Raw genomic sequence first — 16,311 nt, 5'->3', positions numbered from 1 at the left:
ACGAGCCTCCCTGGGATCGCCCGGGAGCCGGAGTGCTCCTGCCGTACGGTGACCTCGAGACGCAGATCGGAATCCAGTCCAATCCGCTCGCGATGTTCAAACGGGACAGGGGTTCTGCTCGCCTGCTGACGACGTTCAGTCACCAGGGTGACGCGGAACGCTCTTTGCTGATCAAGTCGCGACCGGAGCTCGTGTCGGAACCGTGGGACGCTGCTCCCGATCGTTACACCTGGCCGGAAGGCGTCGACGCAGTTGACGACGCGTCCGAGCTGATCGTCACGTGGCGATCGGAGGACGGACTGCATCGTGTCGTCGCGCGGGCTGTCGGCGAGCGTCGCAATGTGCATGACGGCGTGGGTGCGGGACGTTTCGATCGAGGAACTGCTGGAACGTGCGGCTCGCACGTGAGATGAGATTGAGGCAATCCCGAAGAAAGTCTTGTCCCTCCGATCAAGTGGAGGCCTTCACTGTTGACCGTCTAACGCGAACTTCTTGCAGCGACGCGAACCTGCCTAGGCCGTTTGTGGCAACGAACCGCCCGAGCTCTTCTCCGTTCCCGGACCCAAGCGAGGGGCAGCGCGTCGGAAGCGTCTAGTCCGGAGTGGACTGATCCAGCTCGGGGCCACTCTGCTGCCACCGGTCTCAGCGCACGGATGCCCGAACCGATTGCCGCTCGATCAATCGTGGCTCGTCACGCCAGCAGCCCATCGGCGTACCGTCCGGTGCATGACGAAGCACTGGGTGGCACCGCGGTTCGGCGGCAGCGAGGTCCTCGAGTACACCGACACAGCGGTATCCACGCCCAGCCCCGGCGAGGTCACCATCCGGGTCCGCGCCGCCGGCATGAACCCCGCTGACACGAAGCACACCCGCCAGGGTGACCCGTCCGACCTGCCGATCGCCGTCGGCTACGAGATCGCCGGCACCATCAGCGCGATCGGGCCCGACACGGAGATCGCCTCCGGAGGGGGAGCCGTCGGTGACGAGGTCCTCGCGTTCCGCGTCCAGGGCGGGTGGGCCGAGGAACTGACGGTGCCCGCGCGCGACGTGTTCGCGAAGCCCGCGTCGCTCGGCTTCCCCGAGGCCGCGAACCTCCTCCTCGCCGGGACCACCGCAGCCGACATGCTCCGGGTCACCCGGGCCTCCGGGAACGACACCGTCCTCGTGCACGGCGCCGCCGGAGCAGTGGGGGTCAGCCTGCTCCAGCAGCTCCGCCTGCTCGGGGCCCGGGTGATCGGGACCGCGTCCGAACGCAACGCCGACGTGGTCGCGGACTTCGGCGGGGAGTGGATCGCCTACGGGGACGGGCTCGAGGAGCGGGTCCGAGCGTTGGTCGCGGACGGCACGGGCGACGGCGTCGACGTGGCGCTCGACTGCGTCGGCACCGACGAGGCGGTGGACGTCTCCCTCGCGCTCGTCGCAGACCGCTCGCGCATCGTGACCATCGCGGCACCCGGCCGGGCAGAGTCCGACGGCATCCGGGCGATCGGCGGCGCACAGCCGGAGAGCAAGGCGTTCCGTGACTCCGTCCGGCAGCGACTCATCGACCTCGCGGGTGCCGGGCACCTCGAGGTCCCGGTGGCGCGGACCTTCCCCCTGTCCGAGGCGAAGGCGGCGGCGGAACTGCTGGAGTCCGGGCACCCCGGAGGCAAGCTCGCGCTCCTGCCCTGACCGGGCGGTCGGGTCAGGTGTCGTCCGGGCGGATGACGCTCTGCGGGCCGGGGGAGTGCCACACTCTGTGTGGACCGACAACCCGCGCCGGAAGGAACGCCCGATGAGTGACCAGTACCCGCCCCGGGACCCGTACGGGCAGCAGCCGAGTCCGTACGGGCAGCAGCCGAGTCCGTACGGCCAGCAGCCGGGTCCGTACGGCCAGCGGCCGTGGGGTCAGCAGCCTCCGGGGCCGTCCGGGCAGTCCGCGCAGCCCGGGCCGGGACAGCCGAGTGGTGGGAAGGCCGGGCCACCGCTCTGGGCGCCCTGGTACGGCATCCCCTTCCCTCAGGCGTTCGTGCGGTTCTGGAAGAAGTACGTGCGCTTCGACGGTCGGGCCAGCCAGTCGGAGTACTGGTTCTGGGCGCTCTGGTACCTCATCGGTTCGGCGGCCGCCGGCATCTTCGGCAGCGGCTTCGACGTGCTGCCGTTCGTCGACGACGGTTCGGACGGGCTCGGCAGCCTCTGGAGCCTCGCGTGCGCCCTCGGGTTCATCGCCCTGACCGTGCGACGGCTGCACGATGTGAACCTCAGCGGCTTGTTCGCGTTGTTCTTCATCATCCCGCCGATCGGCATCCTGTTCTCGCTGATCATCGGGCTGATGTCCTCGAACCCGCAGGGGCAGCAGTACGACCGTCCGCTGCAGCGGTGACGTCGTCGGAACGGTCCTGACGGCCGCTCAGGGGTTCTGGTTGACTCGAACGTGAACATCAGCCAACACTCGAGGGGGACCACGTGAGCGATCAGTACCCGCAGGATCCGAACAACCAGCCGAACGCCCAGTTCGCCGGCGCTCCGCAGTACGGTCAGCAGCCGCCGACCGGTCCGAACGGCGAACCGCCGCTCTGGGCGCCGTGGTACGGGATCTCGTTTGGCAAGGCCGTCGGCCGCTTCTTCAAGAAGTACGCCACGTTCAGCGGACGTGCCAGCCGCAGCGAGTTCTGGTGGTGGTACCTGGCGAACGGGATCGTCACCATCGTCCTCAGCATCCTGTACGGTATCGGCTTCGCCACGTCGGAGCGCTCGACCGTGTCGACGTCGACCGCGACGTCCGCCAGCGTCCAATCGACCGTCACCGAACCGTCGGCGCTGTTCGTCATCGTGGGCATCCTGTTCCTGCTCTGGGGCCTCGCGATCCTCGTCCCGACGCTCGCCCTCGGGTGGCGTCGACTGCACGACGTGAACCTGCCCGGTGCGCTGTGGATCATCGCCTTCTTCGTCGGCATCGTCGGGATCGTCTTCGGCCTGCTGCCCTCGAACCCGCAGGGCGCGCGGTACGACCGCCCCGACTCGAGCCGATGAGCAACGACGGGACGCCCCGGTGGGGTCAGCCCGACGGTGACCAGCCGCAGGGGCAACCGGGTCGCGGGCAGCAGCCGCAGGGTCCGCCGCCCGGGTACGGGCAGCCGTACGGTCAGCAGCCCGGGTACGGCCAGCAGCCGTACGGGCAGCAGCCGTACGGGCAGCAGCCCGGGTACGGTCAGCAGCCTTACGGGCAGCAGCCGTACCCGCAGCGCTACGCCGACCCGTACCCGCAGTTCCAGCAGCCGATCCCCGTCGGCCCGGACGGCGCACCGCCGCTCTGGGCCCCGTGGTACGGCGCCGGGTTCCTCGACGCGTTCGTCCGGTTCTTCAAGAAGTACGCCCGGTTCGACGGCCGCGCCAGCCGGAGCGAGTTCTGGTACTGGATCCTCGCCAACGCGATCGTGACCATCGTGCTGTTCGGCGGCTTCTACGCGATCCTCATCGCGTCGCTGGTGTCGAGCTCCACCATCGACGAGTACGGCAACCCCTCGGGCAGCGCCGCACCGTCGCCGTTCGCGTTCGTCCTGCTCGGGCTGTTCGTGCTGTGGTCCCTGGCGACCCTGGTGCCGAGCATCGCCCTCGGGTGGCGACGTGTGCACGACGCGAACCTGGCCGGTCCGTTCTGGCTCATCGCGCTGTTCGTCGGCGCCGCCGCCATCGTCTTCGGCTGCCTGCCGTCGAGCCCGGCCGGCGCGCAGTACGACCGCCCCGACCAGCAGTAGCTGCCGGAACGAGGACAGCCCGCCCCACGCGTCGAGCGTGGAGCGGGCTGTTCTCGTGTGTCGGAGGGGTCAGACCACCCGGAGACGGACGAGCGAGCCGTCGACCACCAGGTCGCGCACGGTGGTGGACGGGTCGGCGACCTCGAAGCGGAGCGCGCCGCCCGGCTGCTCGAACCAGGGCTGCACGAACCGGACGACCACCAGGAACGGGCGGTCGACCACGTAGCGGTGGGTCTCCGGGGACTGCGCCACGTGCGGCGGCAGCGAGCGACTCGGCAGCGGGGTGTCGAGCGGGTGCAGCAGGTAGCCGTCGGGACCACCGATGCGGTCGACGGGCACGCCGGCCGGGATCTGGATCGTCAGACCCTGTGCGCCCGCCTGGGCCACCTGCTGGGCGAGCTGCGGGTAGGTGCTCGCCGCACGGTCGCGCAGCCCGTCGAGCTCGTGCCGCCGGATGTCCCGCGGCTCCGGGAACGGCCGGTTGAGGAACCGGCGCAGCATCTCGACGGCGTCCTCCTCGCCGGTGGCCTGGGCCAGCCGGCGGGCGGTGCCGTAGTCGACGACCTCCAGGGCGTAGCCGGTGGCGTCCGTCTGGACGACGCGGAGCGCCCCCTCGACCGGCGGCTCGTGCAGGGTCTCGCCGGGGAGCTGCACGTACCGGATCGTGTAGCCGAGCTGGTCCAGGATGGGGCGGGTGTCCGCGAACGTCATGGACGGGAGCCTACCGGTCGACCCGCAGCCGGACCCCGGACCGGGCCGGGACTACGCCCGACCCCGCATGATGGCCTGCTTGACCTCGGAGATCGCCTTCGTCACCTGGATCCCGCGGGGGCAGGCGTCGGTGCAGTTGAAGGTCGTCCGGCAGCGCCAGACGCCCTCCTTGTCGTTGAGGATGTCGAGGCGGACGTTCGCCTGGTCGTCGCGGGAGTCGAAGATGAACCGGTGCGCGTTGACGATCGCGGCGGGGCCGAAGTACTGCCCGTCGGTCCAGAAGACCGGGCACGACGAGGTGCACGCCGCGCAGAGGATGCACTTCGTGGTGTCGTCGAAGCGGGCGCGGTCGGCCACGGACTGCACGCGCTCCTTGCCCGGGGTGGGCGCCGACGACGACTGCAGGAACGGCTGGACCTCGCGGTACGACTGGAAGAAGGGCTCCATGTCGACGACCAGGTCCTTCTCGAGCGGCAGGCCCTTGATCGCCTCGACGTAGACCGGCTTCGAGACGTCGAGGTCCTTGATGAGGGTCTTGCACGCCAGGCGGTTGCGCCCGTTGATGCGCATCGCGTCGGAGCCGCACACGCCGTGTGCGCAGGAACGACGGAAGGTGAGCGAGCCGTCCTGCTCCCACTTGATCTTGTGCAGGGCGTCGAGGATGCGGTCGGTCGGGAGCATCATGACGTCGAAGTCCTGCCAGCGCGGCTCGTCGTCGACGTCCGGGTCGAAGCGGCGGATGATCACCGTGACGGGGAACGATCCGGGAGGGGCGTCCTGCACGGTGTCGGTGCGGGGTGCGTCGGAGACCAGGGTGTCGGTCATCTCAGTACTTCCTCTCCATCGGCTCGTAGCGCGTCACGACGACGGGCTTCCAGTCGAGCGTGATGTGGTCGTCGGCGAGCGACGAGTGCGGGTCACCCGTCAGGTACGCCATGGTGTGCTGCATGTAGTTCTCGTCGTCGCGCTTCGGGTAGTCGTCGCGCATGTGCCCGCCGCGGCTCTCCTTGCGGTTGCGCGCGGAGTAGACCACGACCTCGGCGAGGTCGAGCAGGAACCCGAGCTCGACCGCCTCGAGCAGGTCGGTGTTGAAGCGCTTGCCCTTGTCCTGCACCGAGACCTGCATGAAGCGGTTGCGGAGCGTGTGGATGGTCTCGGTGACACGGGCGAGCGACTCGTCGGTGCGGAACACCTGCGCGTTGCGGTCCATCTCGTCCTGCAGCTCCTTGCGCAGGGCGGCGACGCGCTCGGTGCCGGTGGAGGCGCGGAGCTGGTCGAGCATGCCGCGCACGTTCGCTGCCGGGTCCTCGGGCAGGGGGAGGAACTCCGCGGTCTTGACCCACTCGGCCGCGTTGTTGCCGGACCGCTTGCCGAAGACGTTGATGTCGAGCAGCGAGTTCGTGCCGAGGCGGTTCGAACCGTGCACGGACACGCAGGCGCACTCGCCGGCGGCGTACAGGCCGGGCACGACGGTGGTGTTGTCGTAGAGCACCTGTGCGTCGGTGTTGGTCGGGATGCCGCCCATCGCGTAGTGGGCGGTCGGCATGACCGGCACGGGCTCGACGACGGGGTCCACACCGAGGTAGGTGCGCGCGAACTCGGTGATGTCCGGCAGCTTCGTCTCGAGCACCTCGGCACCCAGGTGCGTGCAGTCGAGCAGCACGTAGTCCTTGTTCGGACCGGCGCCGCGGCCCTCCGCGACCTCCTGCACCATGCACCGGGCGACGATGTCGCGGGGCGCGAGGTCCTTGATGGTGGGCGCGTAGCGCTCCATGAACCGCTCACCCGAGGCGTTGCGCAGGATCGCGCCCTCACCGCGGGCACCCTCGGTGAGCAGGATGCCCAGTCCGGCGAGCCCGGTCGGGTGGAACTGGAAGAACTCCATGTCCTCGAGCGGCAGACCCGTGCGCCAGACGATGCCGACGCCGTCCCCGGTCAGGGTGTGGGCGTTCGACGTGGTCTTGTACATCTTGCCGAAGCCGCCGGTGGCGAAGATCATCGCCTTGGCGTGGAAGACGTGCAGCTCACCGGTGGCCAGCTCGAAGGCGACGACGCCGGCCGGCTGCTTCCGGGTCACGCCGTCCTCGCCCACGACGTCGACCATGATGAGGTCGAGCGCGTAGAACTCGTTGTAGAACTCGACGCCGAGCTTGACGCAGTTCTGGAACAGCGTCTGCAGGATCATGTGGCCGGTGCGGTCGGCGGCATAGCAGGCACGACGCACCGGCGACTTGCCGTGGTCGCGGGTGTGGCCGCCGAAGCGCCGCTGGTCGATCTTGCCCTCGGGCGTGCGGTTGAACGGCAGGCCCATGTTCTCGAGGTCGATGACGGCGTCGATCGCCTCCTTCGCCAGGATCTCGGCGGCGTCCTGGTCAACCAGGTAGTCGCCGCCCTTGATCGTGTCGAAGGTGTGCCACTCCCACGAGTCCTCTTCGACGTTCGCGAGGGCCGCGGCCATCCCGCCCTGCGCGGCACCCGTGTGGGAGCGCGTGGGGTAGAGCTTCGAGATGACGGCGGTCTTCGCCTTCGGGCCGGCTTCGATCGCGGCACGCATGCCCGCGCCTCCGGCGCCGATGATGACGATGTCGAACTGGTGGTGGTGCACGGTGGTCTCGGTCACAGGGGTCTTTCCGTAGACGGTGGGCGGGCGGTCAGCAGCGGTGGTGGTGCTACTGCGCCGGGCAGAAGGACGGCAGGTCTGCAGCGGCTGCGCCGGCGGGGCACGGGTCGAAGGTCCAGCAGACGAGCAGTCCGAGGACGATCAGCACGGTGCACGCGGCGAGGATCGCGCCGAGCAGGGTCTTGCGGACGCCCGGCTTCGACACGTAGTCGTTGACGATCGTGCGCATGCCGTTCGACCCGTGGATCAGGGCGAGGACCAGCATGAGCGAGTCCCAGACCTTCCAGAACGGGTCGGCCCACTTGCCGGCGACGAAGGCGAAGTCGATCTGCTTGACGCCCTCGCCCGCCACCATGTTGACGAAGAGGTGGCCGAAGATCAGCACGACGAGCAGGACGCCCGAGGCGCGCATGTAGATCCAGCCCCACTTCTCCCAGTTGGTGGTGCGTCGGGCTGCTGCTGCCGAGCGAGGAGGTTCGACGATCTGTGTGGTCATCTTCGTGCCCCTCAGTTGAAGTCCGCGACGAGGTTCATGAGCTGGCGCGGGAGGAAGCCCGCGATGAGGATCGCCCACACGACCATCACGATCCAGAACATGGCGCGCTGGTACTTGGGTCCCTTCGACCAGAAGTCGACCAGGATGATCCGCAGTCCGTTCAGCGCGTGGAACACGATCGCCATGACGAGGGCGATCTCGCCGAGGTTCATGATCGGGGTCTTGTAGGTGCCGATCACCGCGTTGTACGCCTCGGGGGACACGCGCACCAGCGCGGTGTCGAGGATGTGCACGAGCAGGAAGAAGTAGATCGCGACACCGGTGATCCGGTGCAGGACCCAGGACCACATGCCCGTGGAACCGCGGTACAGCGTGCCCTGCGGCGTCCGAGAAGCCCGCGGGGCTTCGATCGAGACGTCGGGCACCGCGGTCGCCGTGCCACCGCCGGAGTGCTCAGCCATGAGCTCGTCCTTCCATAGGACGGGCTCGCCCGATCGGCGAGCCCTTGCCGTTCGTGTTCGTGTGGAACACGACCCATCCTATGCGCGGGCGCTGACCTTCTCGTCCCGACCGGTCCGCAGGCCCCGTCCGACGGGCGGCGCGCCGATGGTCCGTGCCGTGTCGTGGTGCGCCAGGAGCTGGTCGCCGACGGCCTCCCAGGTGGTGTCCTCGACGCGCAGTCGACCCGCGGACCCCATGCGCTCGGCGAGGCCGCGGTCGTGGTGCAGCCGCAGGACCGCCTGCCGCAACCCCTGCGGCTCGTCGGCGTCGTAGAGCTCGCCGTCGAGTCCGGGCGCGACGAGGTCGAGCGGACCACCGGACGCCGGGGCGACGACCGGGAGCCCCGAGGCGTGCGCCTCCTGCAGCGTCTGTCCGAAGGTCTCGGCGGGACCGGTGTGCACGAAGACGTCGAGCGCCGCGTACGCGTCGGCCAGCGCGGCACCGCGCAGCGGACCGGTGAACGTCACGTCGAGGTGCCGGAGGCGGCGTTCGAGCACCGCCCGCGACGGTCCACCGCCGGCGACCACCACGCGGATGCCCGGGATGCCGCCGAGTCCGGCCAGCCGCTCGACCTCCTTCTCCGGTGCCAGGCGGCCGACGTAGCCGACGATGGTCTCGCCGTTCGGGGCGAGACGGCGACGGAGCGCCCGGACGTGCCCGGACGTGCGGCGTGCGGGGTGGAACAGTTCGGTGTCGACCCCGCGGCCCCAGCGGGCGACGCGGGGCACGCCGTCCTCGGCGAGCATCGCGGCGGTCGCGCTCGACGGCGCGAGCGTCAGCGAGGCGCCGGCGTGGATGCGACCGAGGATCTTCCGCACCAACGGGACGGTCGCGGTCAGACCGTTGCGGCGGGCGAACCCGGCCACGTCGGTCTGGAAGACGGCGACGGAGGGGATGCCGAGCCTCCCGGCCGCCGTGATGGCGCGCCCACCCAGCAGGAACGGACTCGCCGCGTGCAGCACGTCGGCGCCGGAGGCGGCGAGGATCGTGTCGAGCACCGGGTGGGGGAGCGCCACCGGGAACTGCCGGTACGCGACCGCGGGGACGCGGTGGACGTCGAAGGAGCGGTAGCGCTCGACGGCGCTGCGGGACCGGAACTGCGCGAGTCCGGGGGTGTCCGGCGCGATGACGACCGCGCGGTGACCACGTCGTTCCAGGTGGTCGAGGACCGCCAGGACGCTGGTGGTCACGCCGTTGAGGGTGGGCAGGAAGCTCTCGGTCACGACGGCGACGGTCCGGGGGGACGTGCCGCGCTCCACGCTGCGTGCGTTCATGGCGATGGCCATGTTCCGCGCACGGTGTGTCGTCGTGGGGCCGCCGACGTGAACGCCGAGCACGCAGGCGGTGAACAAGCGGGCGGCGGACGGGCAGGCGGTCGGTGGGCGCACTGGAGGCACGGTCCGCGCCCGGCGGGCGGGTCGCGGCGCACGTGTGCGGGCTCCCGCACCGCACGTGCGGGAAGCGTGCGGGAAGCACCCAGGTGCCGCCCGGCAGCACCGGTACGGTGAGCACGTGGCAGACGCACTCGAGGACTTCTACGCGATCATCCCCGCCGGGGGCATCGGATCGCGACTGTGGCCGTTGTCGCGCGCCGACGCACCCAAGTTCCTGCACGACCTGACCGGCTCCGGCACCTCGCTGCTGCGGCAGACGTGGGACCGCCTCGCGCCGCTCGCCGGCGACCAACGCATCATGGTCGTGACCGGACGCGCGCACCGGGTGGCCGTCGAGTCGCAGCTGCCCGGCGTCGAGGACCACAACGTCGTGCTCGAGAGCGAGCCGAAGGACTCCACCGCCGCCATCGGCCTCGCCGCGGCGATCCTCGTGCGGCGCGAACCCGACGTCGTGATCGGGTCGTTCGCCGCCGACCACGTCATCGGCGACGCCAGGGGCTTCCGTCGGTCGGTGCGCGAGGCGGTCGCCGCCGCCCGGGCCGGCTACGTCACCACCATCGGCATCACGCCGACCGAGCCGGCCATCGGCTTCGGCTACATCCACGCGCACGGCGACACGCTCGGCATCGAGGGCGCACCGACCGCGCACGCCGTCCGCTCCTTCGTCGAGAAGCCCGACCTGGACACCGCCCGGTCCTACGTCGAGCAGGGCACCTACCTGTGGAACGCGGGCATGTTCATCGCCCGCGCCGACGTGCTGCTCGCCGAGATCGGTCGGACCAAGCCGGAGCTGCTCGCCGGCATCGAGGAACTGGCGGACGCCTGGGACACCTCGGCCCGTGGCGCCGTCGTCGACGCCGTCTGGCCCGGGCTCGAGAAGATCGCGATCGACTACACCGTCGCGGAACCCGCGGCGGCGGCCGGTCGCATGGCGGTCGTCCCGGGTGACTTCGACTGGGACGACGTCGGCGACTTCGCCTCGCTCGCCAAGCTGCAGTCCGGCGGTCGGCCGAACAACCTCGCCGTGCTGGGGGACGGTGCCCGCATCCTCGCCGACTCGTCGAGCGGCATCGTGGTGTCGCACAGCCAGCGCCTCATCTCGCTCATCGGCGTCGAGGACATCGTGGTCGTCGACACCCCGGACGCCCTGCTCGTGACCACCAGCGCGAACGCGCAGCGGGTCAAGGGTGTGGTGGACGCACTGAAGATCAGCGGCCGCGGCGACGTCCTGTAGCGCTCCATCGACACCCCCCTCGAACTGGGGGGTCCGTGGGTGACCCCGCGTTACGGGCGCGTTTCGGCGGGGTCGCGATCCCGTAACCGATGTCCGGGACCCCCGCAACGGGTCCTGTACCGGCTCGACGGTCGTGTACTGTCGCCACGATCGCCCGGAACGCACGTGGTCCGGGCACCGCTCCCCGGAGGAACACACCCGTGACATCTCGTACCCGACAGGTCGTCCTCAGCGGCCTCGCGCTCGCCGGCACCGTCGCCGTCCTCGCTGGATGCGCATCGGCGCCTTCCGAGTCGACGACCGCCAAGAAGACCGACTTCCAGCCCTGCATGGTCTCCGACGCCGGAGGCTTCGACGACAAGTCGTTCAACCAGCTCGGCTACGAGGGCATGAAGGACGCCGCCGAGGAGATCGGCGCGACCGTCAAGGAGGCCGAGTCGAAGGACGCGACCGTCTACGACGCCAACATCGAGCAGCTCATCAGCCAGAACTGCAACCTCGTCGTGACCGTCGGCTTCAACCTGGCCGACGCCACGAAGAAGCAGGCCGCGGCGAACCCCGACACGAACTTCGCGATCATCGACGACAACTCGATCGACGCGGACAACGTCAAGCCGATCACGTTCGACACCTCGCAGGCGGCGTTCCTCGCCGGCTACGCGGCGGCGTCCTACTCGAAGACCGGCGTCGTCGGCACCTTCGGTGGCATGCAGATCCCGACCGTCACCATCTTCATGGACGGCTTCGCGGACGGTGTGAAGTACTACAACGAGCAGAAGGACGAGGACGTCAAGGTCGTCGGCTGGAACGTCGACACCGGCAAGGGTTCCTTCACCGGTGGCTTCGAGGCCGGCACGCAGGCCAAGTCGGTTGCGCAGACGCTCCTCGACCAGGACGCCGACGTCATCCTGCCCGTCGGTGGTCCGATCTACCAGTCCGCTGCCGAGGCCATCAAGGACGCCGACAACGGCTCCGTGCTGATCGGTGCGGACAGCGACCTCTACGAGGCCGACCCCCGCTACAAGGACATCGCCTTCACCTCGGTCGAGAAGGGCATGCGCCCGGCCGTGAAGGACGTCGTCGAGCAGGCGGCTGACGACAAGTTCTCGAAGGACCCGTACGTGGGCACCCTCGAGAACGACGGCGTCGGCATCGCCCCGTTCCACGACTTCGAGTCCAAGGTCGACAAGGGCCTGCAGGGCGAGCTCGACGACGTGAAGGCCGGCATCATCGACGGCTCGATCAAGGTCAAGACGCAGTCCTAACCCGTTGGACGCGGGCGGGGGAGGAATCCCTCGCCCGCGTTCTCGTGTGCCCGCGTGGCGCACGCGAGACAGAAATAGACTCCCGACATGAAGCTCGAACTCCGCGGCATCACCAAGCGGTTCGGCGCCCTCGTGGCCAACGACCACATCTCGCTCACCGTCGAGCCGGGTGAGGTCCACTGCCTGCTGGGCGAGAACGGTGCCGGCAAGTCCACCCTGATGAACGTCCTGTACGGCCTGTACGAGGCCGACGAGGGCGAGATCCTCCTCGACGACGTGGTGCAGGACTTCGGCGGCCCCGGTGACGCCATGCGCGCCGGGATCGGCATGGTGCACCAGCACTTCATGCTCGTGCCCGTGTTCACGGTGGCCGAGAACGTCATGCTCGGCCAGGAGCAGACCACCTTCGGCGGTCGCCTCGACCTCGCCGGCGCCCGCCGCCGCGTGCAGGAGATCTCCGACCGCTTCGGGTTCGACGTCGACCCCGACGCCAAGGTCGAGGACCTGCCCGTCGGCGTGCAGCAGCGCGTCGAGATCATCAAGGCGCTGTCCCGTGACGCCTCCGTGCTGGTGTTCGACGAGCCGACGGCCGTCCTCACGCCGCAGGAGACCGACGAGCTGATGGGCATCATGCGCCAGCTCCGCGAGGCCGGCACCGCGATCGTCTTCATCACCCACAAGCTGCGCGAGGTCCGCGAGGTCGCCGACCGCATCACGGTCATCCGCCTGGGCAAGGTCGTCGGCGAGGCCGCACCGACCGCGACGAACAACGAGCTCGCCGCGCTCATGGTCGGCCGTGCGGTGTCCCTGGTGGTCGACAAGGAGCCGTCGACGGGCGGGGCGGACGCCCTGGTCGTCGAGAACCTGACGGTGACCGACCCGTCCGGCATCGTGCTCGTCGACGACGTCTCGTTCACGGTGCGCCGTGGCGAGGTGCTCGCGATCGCCGGGGTGCAGGGCAACGGCCAGACCGAGCTCACCGAGGCGATCATCGGCCTCGAACCCGCACACGCCGGGCGGATCACGCTCGACGGCAAGGAGCTCACCGGTCGCAGCGTCAAGCAGGTGCTCGACGCCGGCGTCGGGTTCGTGCCCGAGGACCGCAAGGAGGACGGCCTGGTCGGCGAGTTCACGATCGCCGAGAACCTCATGCTCGACCGCGCCGACCACGCCGAGTTCGTCCGCGCCGGCACGATCCGGTCGGCCGAGCGCGACGCCTTCGCCGACGAGAAGATCGCCGAGTTCGACATCCGCACGCCGGCCCGCACGACCGCTGCCGGTCGGCTGTCCGGCGGCAACCAGCAGAAGATCGTGCTCGCCCGCGAGCTGAGCCGTGACCTGCGGCTCTTCGTCGCCGCCCAGCCCACGCGTGGCATCGACGTCGGCTCGATCGAGTTCGTGCACAAGCGCATCGTCGCCACCCGCGACACCGGTGTGCCCGTCATCGTCGTCTCCACCGAGCTCGACGAGGTCGTGGCGCTGGCCGACCGCATCGCGGTGATGTACCGCGGCGGCATCGTCGGCATCGTCCCCGCGACCACCCCCCGCGACGTCCTCGGCCTCATGATGGCCGGGGAGGTCCCAGAAGGAACGGAGCTGGCAGCGTGACCACCCCACGGCCAGACGACGCGCAGCAGCCCGCGACCCCCGAGGCGCCCGTCACCGACGACCGCCTGCAGGAGGTCGAGTCCACCCCGCACCTGATGACCGACTCGGCCGACGACTCCGAGCGTCGCGACGGCGCCGACGGCAGCGACCGTTGGCAGGCGGCCCTGCACAGCGTGCTGAACGGCTCGGTGCTCGTCACCGTCCTCGCCGTCGTGCTCGCCCTCGTGGCGTGCGGCGTGCTCATCGCCCTGACGGACGAGACCGTCCGCACCACGGCCGGGTACTTCTTCGCCCGACCGACGGACATGCTGCAGGCCGTCGGCACCGCGGTCGGCGGCGCGTACTCCTCGCTGTTCCAGGGCTCGGTCGTCAACTTCGGCGCCGACTCGTTCCAGCAGGCGATCGCCCCGCTCACGCGTTCGGTCGACTACGCGGTCCCGCTCGTCGCGGCCGGCCTCGGCGTCGCGCTCGCGTTCCGCGCCGGCCTGTTCAACATCGGCGGTCAGGGACAGATCCTGATCGGCGCCGCGGCCGCCGGGTGGGTCGGGTTCTCGTTCGACCTGCCCGCCGCGGTCCACATCCCCCTGACCATCGTCGCCGGCATCGTCGGCGGCGCGGTCTGGGGCGGCATCGTCGGCGTGCTCAAGGCCCGCACCGGTGCGCACGAGGTGATCGTCACGATCATGCTCAACTACATCGCGCTGTACCTGGTGAGCTACCTGCTCCGCACCCCCGGCCTGCTGCAGGCCCCGGGCAGCAGCAACCCGATCTCGCCGGCGACGAAGGACAGCGCCCTGCTCCCGGCGCTGTTCGGCCCGCGGTACGGCGTCGACCTCGGCTTCGTCGTGGCGATCATCGCCGTCGTCGTGGTGTGGTGGCTCGTCAACAAGTCGTCGCTCGGCTTCCGGTTCCGCACCATCGGCGAGAACCCCCGCGCGGCCCGCGTCGCCGGCATGAGCGTGCCGTCCCTGACCATCTGGGTGCTCGTCATCTCCGGTGCGCTCGTCGGCATCGCCGGGGCGTACCAGGTGCAGGGCGCGGTGACCTCCGGCTTCACGTCGGGCATCGACGCCGGCATCGGCTTCGACGCGATCACGGTCGCGCTCCTCGGCCGGTCGAAGCCGTTCGGCGTGTTCTGGGCGGCGATCCTGTTCGGCGTGCTGAAGAACGGCGGCTACGCCATGCAGGCCGCCAACGGCATCCCGATCGACATCGTCGGCGTGATCCAGGCCCTCATCGTCCTCTTCATCGCGGCGCCGCCGCTCGTCCGCGCGATCTTCCGGATCCCGCAGCCGGGTGCCCGCGGTCGCGCGAAGACGAGCAAGAACAGCAAGAAGGCGGTCGCAGCATGAGCACCCTCAGCCCCACCGCGGCCCCCGCGTCGCCGCTCGCCGGCCGTCCGGTCGAGACCACCCGCAGCTGGAAGCTCGCGATCGGGTACGGCGTCTTCACGCTCGTCGCGATCGTCCTGTTCGGCCTGCTGCCGCGTTCCGGGACGACCACGTTCCGCCTGGCGAACGGCGGTGACTTCTTCGCGCTGCCGGACGTCCCGCTGCCGGCGACGGCCACCGGCATCGTCGTCATCGTGCTGCTCGCGATGCTGACGGTCTACGCCGTGGTCGAGACCCGCTCGTACCGCCGGGTCCCGCTCTGGGTCACGACGGTCTTCGCCGTGGTGTTCGTGATCGGCTTCCTCGCGTGGTCCGCCGCGGGTGCGTCGCTGGCCATCCCGGGTCTGCTCCTCGGCGCGCTGAGCCTGAGCGTCCCGCTCGTGTTCGGTGCCCTGGGCGGCGTCATCTCGGAGCGCGTCGGCGTCGTGAACATCGCCATCGAGGGCCAGTTCCTCGCCGGGGCGTTCACCTCGGCACTCATCGCCTCGATCACCGGGTCGCCGTGGGTCGGCCTGGTCGGTGCGCTCGTCGCGGGTGTGCTCGTGTCGTTCATCCTCGCGGCCTTCAGCATCAAGTACCTGGTCGACCAGGTCATCGTCGGTGTCGTCATCAACGCGTTCGTCTCCGGCCTGACCGGCTTCCTGTACTCGCAGGTGCTGTCACCGAACGAGCAGACGCTGAACATCGGCGTGCGCTTCCCGCGGCTCGAGATCCCGCTGCTGCACCAGATCCCGATCATCGGACCGGTGCTGTTCGAGCAGACGGTCGTGGTCTACCTGGCCTACGTGGCCGTCGCGGTCGTCACCTTCGGTCTGTTCAAGACCCGCTGGGGCCTGCGCCTCCGCGCGGTCGGCGAGCACCCGCAGGCCGCCGACACGGTGGGCATCAACGTCACGAGCACGCGGTTCTGGAACGTCTCGCTCGCCGGGGCGATCGCCGGTCTGGGCGGTGCGTACTTCACGCTCGACGCGGTCGGGCCGTTCACCAAGGACATGACCGCCGGCGCGGGCTACATCGCCCTGGCCGCCGTGATCTTCGGCCGCTGGGACCCGATCAAGGCGACGCTCGCGGCGCTGCTGTTCGGCTTCGCGTCGAACCTGCAGAACGCGCTCGGCGTGATCCCGAACTCGCCGGTGCCGAGCGAGTTCCTGCTCATGCTGCCGTACGTGGTGACGATCCTCGCCGTGGCCGGCCTGGTCGGTCAGTCGCGCGGTCCCGCCGCGTCCGGCAAGCCCTACATCAAGAGCTGACGGCCAGGAGGCACGGCACATGACCGACACGCACGCTGCGGGCGACGAGACCCCCGCGACCACCGACGCGACGGCCTGGACGGACCCGGCCACGGCCCTGGGCG

16 protein-coding genes are annotated in these 16,311 nt (G+C 70.0%); 10 read left to right on the top strand and 6 right to left on the bottom strand.

The features are described from left to right. Positions 1–32: 32 nt before the first annotated feature. The 5 genes from LEL83_RS07430 (at position 33) to LEL83_RS16195 (ending at position 3,737) form a co-directional block, all read left to right on the top strand. A complete protein-coding gene (locus LEL83_RS07430; RefSeq protein ID WP_225558322.1) occupies positions 33–413 on the top strand; it encodes a hypothetical protein in 381 nt (126 codons plus the stop codon). A gap of 313 nt (positions 414–726) precedes the next feature. After that, entirely contained in the window at positions 727–1,671 is a 945-nt protein-coding gene (locus tag LEL83_RS07425) for an NADP-dependent oxidoreductase (RefSeq protein WP_225558321.1), read from the top strand. Positions 1,672–1,774: 103 nt separating this feature from the next. After that, complete coding sequence (locus LEL83_RS07420; RefSeq protein WP_225558320.1) at positions 1,775–2,362, top strand: DUF805 domain-containing protein; 588 nt, start codon at positions 1,775–1,777, stop codon at positions 2,360–2,362. A gap of 83 nt (positions 2,363–2,445) precedes the next feature. Next, positions 2,446–3,012, top strand: a complete 567-nt coding sequence (locus tag LEL83_RS07415) for a DUF805 domain-containing protein (RefSeq protein WP_225558319.1) — start codon at positions 2,446–2,448, stop codon at positions 3,010–3,012. Beyond that, positions 3,009–3,737 carry a DUF805 domain-containing protein gene (locus LEL83_RS16195; RefSeq protein WP_308009888.1) on the top strand — a complete coding sequence of 243 codons (729 nt, stop codon included), beginning with the start codon at positions 3,009–3,011 and terminating at the stop codon, positions 3,735–3,737. Before LEL83_RS07415 ends, LEL83_RS16195 begins: the two co-directional genes overlap by 4 nt. A gap of 69 nt (positions 3,738–3,806) precedes the next feature. Here LEL83_RS16195 and LEL83_RS07405 read toward each other — a convergent pair whose 3' ends face one another. The 6 genes from LEL83_RS07405 to LEL83_RS07380 form a co-directional block, all read right to left on the bottom strand. Continuing rightward, the gene (locus tag LEL83_RS07405) at positions 3,807–4,448 is read right to left on the bottom strand and encodes a TNT domain-containing protein (protein ID WP_198656302.1); all 642 of its coding nucleotides are present in this window, start codon (positions 4,446–4,448) and stop codon (positions 3,807–3,809) included. 51 nt (positions 4,449–4,499) lie between these two features. Beyond that, positions 4,500–5,273 (bottom strand): succinate dehydrogenase iron-sulfur subunit, encoded by a 774-nt coding sequence (locus tag LEL83_RS07400; RefSeq protein ID WP_198656301.1) that lies wholly within the window; start codon positions 5,271–5,273, stop codon positions 4,500–4,502. Position 5,274: 1 nt separating this feature from the next. Continuing rightward, entirely contained in the window at positions 5,275–7,068 is a 1,794-nt protein-coding gene (sdhA, locus tag LEL83_RS07395) for a succinate dehydrogenase flavoprotein subunit (RefSeq protein ID WP_198656300.1), read from the bottom strand. A gap of 49 nt (positions 7,069–7,117) precedes the next feature. Then, positions 7,118–7,564, bottom strand: a complete 447-nt coding sequence (sdhD, locus tag LEL83_RS07390; RefSeq protein ID WP_198656299.1) for a succinate dehydrogenase, hydrophobic membrane anchor protein — start codon at positions 7,562–7,564, stop codon at positions 7,118–7,120. An 11-nt stretch (positions 7,565–7,575) separates the two neighbouring features. After that, a complete protein-coding gene (gene sdhC / locus LEL83_RS07385) occupies positions 7,576–8,025 on the bottom strand; it encodes a succinate dehydrogenase, cytochrome b556 subunit (RefSeq protein ID WP_225558318.1) in 450 nt (149 codons plus the stop codon). Between the two features lie 78 nt (positions 8,026–8,103). Then, positions 8,104–9,351, bottom strand: coding sequence for a glycosyltransferase family 4 protein (locus tag LEL83_RS07380; protein WP_198656298.1), 1,248 nt, complete (start codon positions 9,349–9,351; stop codon positions 8,104–8,106). Positions 9,352–9,577: 226 nt separating this feature from the next. On the opposite strand from LEL83_RS07380, the gene LEL83_RS07375 reads away from it, so the two are divergent. The 5 genes from LEL83_RS07375 (at position 9,578) to LEL83_RS07355 (ending at position 16,207) form a co-directional block, all read left to right on the top strand. Further along, positions 9,578–10,693, top strand: coding sequence for a mannose-1-phosphate guanylyltransferase (locus LEL83_RS07375; RefSeq protein WP_198656297.1), 1,116 nt, complete (start codon positions 9,578–9,580; stop codon positions 10,691–10,693). A 200-nt stretch (positions 10,694–10,893) separates the two neighbouring features. Then, a complete protein-coding gene (locus LEL83_RS07370) occupies positions 10,894–11,958 on the top strand; it encodes a BMP family lipoprotein (protein ID WP_198656296.1) in 1,065 nt (354 codons plus the stop codon). An 87-nt stretch (positions 11,959–12,045) separates the two neighbouring features. After that, positions 12,046–13,566, top strand: a complete 1,521-nt coding sequence (locus tag LEL83_RS07365; RefSeq protein WP_225558317.1) for an ABC transporter ATP-binding protein — start codon at positions 12,046–12,048, stop codon at positions 13,564–13,566. Then, positions 13,563–14,918, top strand: coding sequence for an ABC transporter permease (locus LEL83_RS07360; protein ID WP_198656294.1), 1,356 nt, complete (start codon positions 13,563–13,565; stop codon positions 14,916–14,918). The genes LEL83_RS07365 and LEL83_RS07360 overlap by 4 nt, the downstream gene beginning before the upstream one ends. After that, positions 14,915–16,207, top strand: a complete 1,293-nt coding sequence (locus LEL83_RS07355) for an ABC transporter permease (protein ID WP_225558316.1) — start codon at positions 14,915–14,917, stop codon at positions 16,205–16,207. The genes LEL83_RS07360 and LEL83_RS07355 overlap by 4 nt, the downstream gene beginning before the upstream one ends. Positions 16,208–16,311: the final 104 nt, after the last annotated feature.

Source organism: Curtobacterium oceanosedimentum, from assembly GCF_020297365.1.
Taxonomy (GTDB): domain Bacteria; phylum Actinomycetota; class Actinomycetes; order Actinomycetales; family Microbacteriaceae; genus Curtobacterium.
This window is presented reverse-complemented; position numbering and strand designations above follow the sequence as displayed.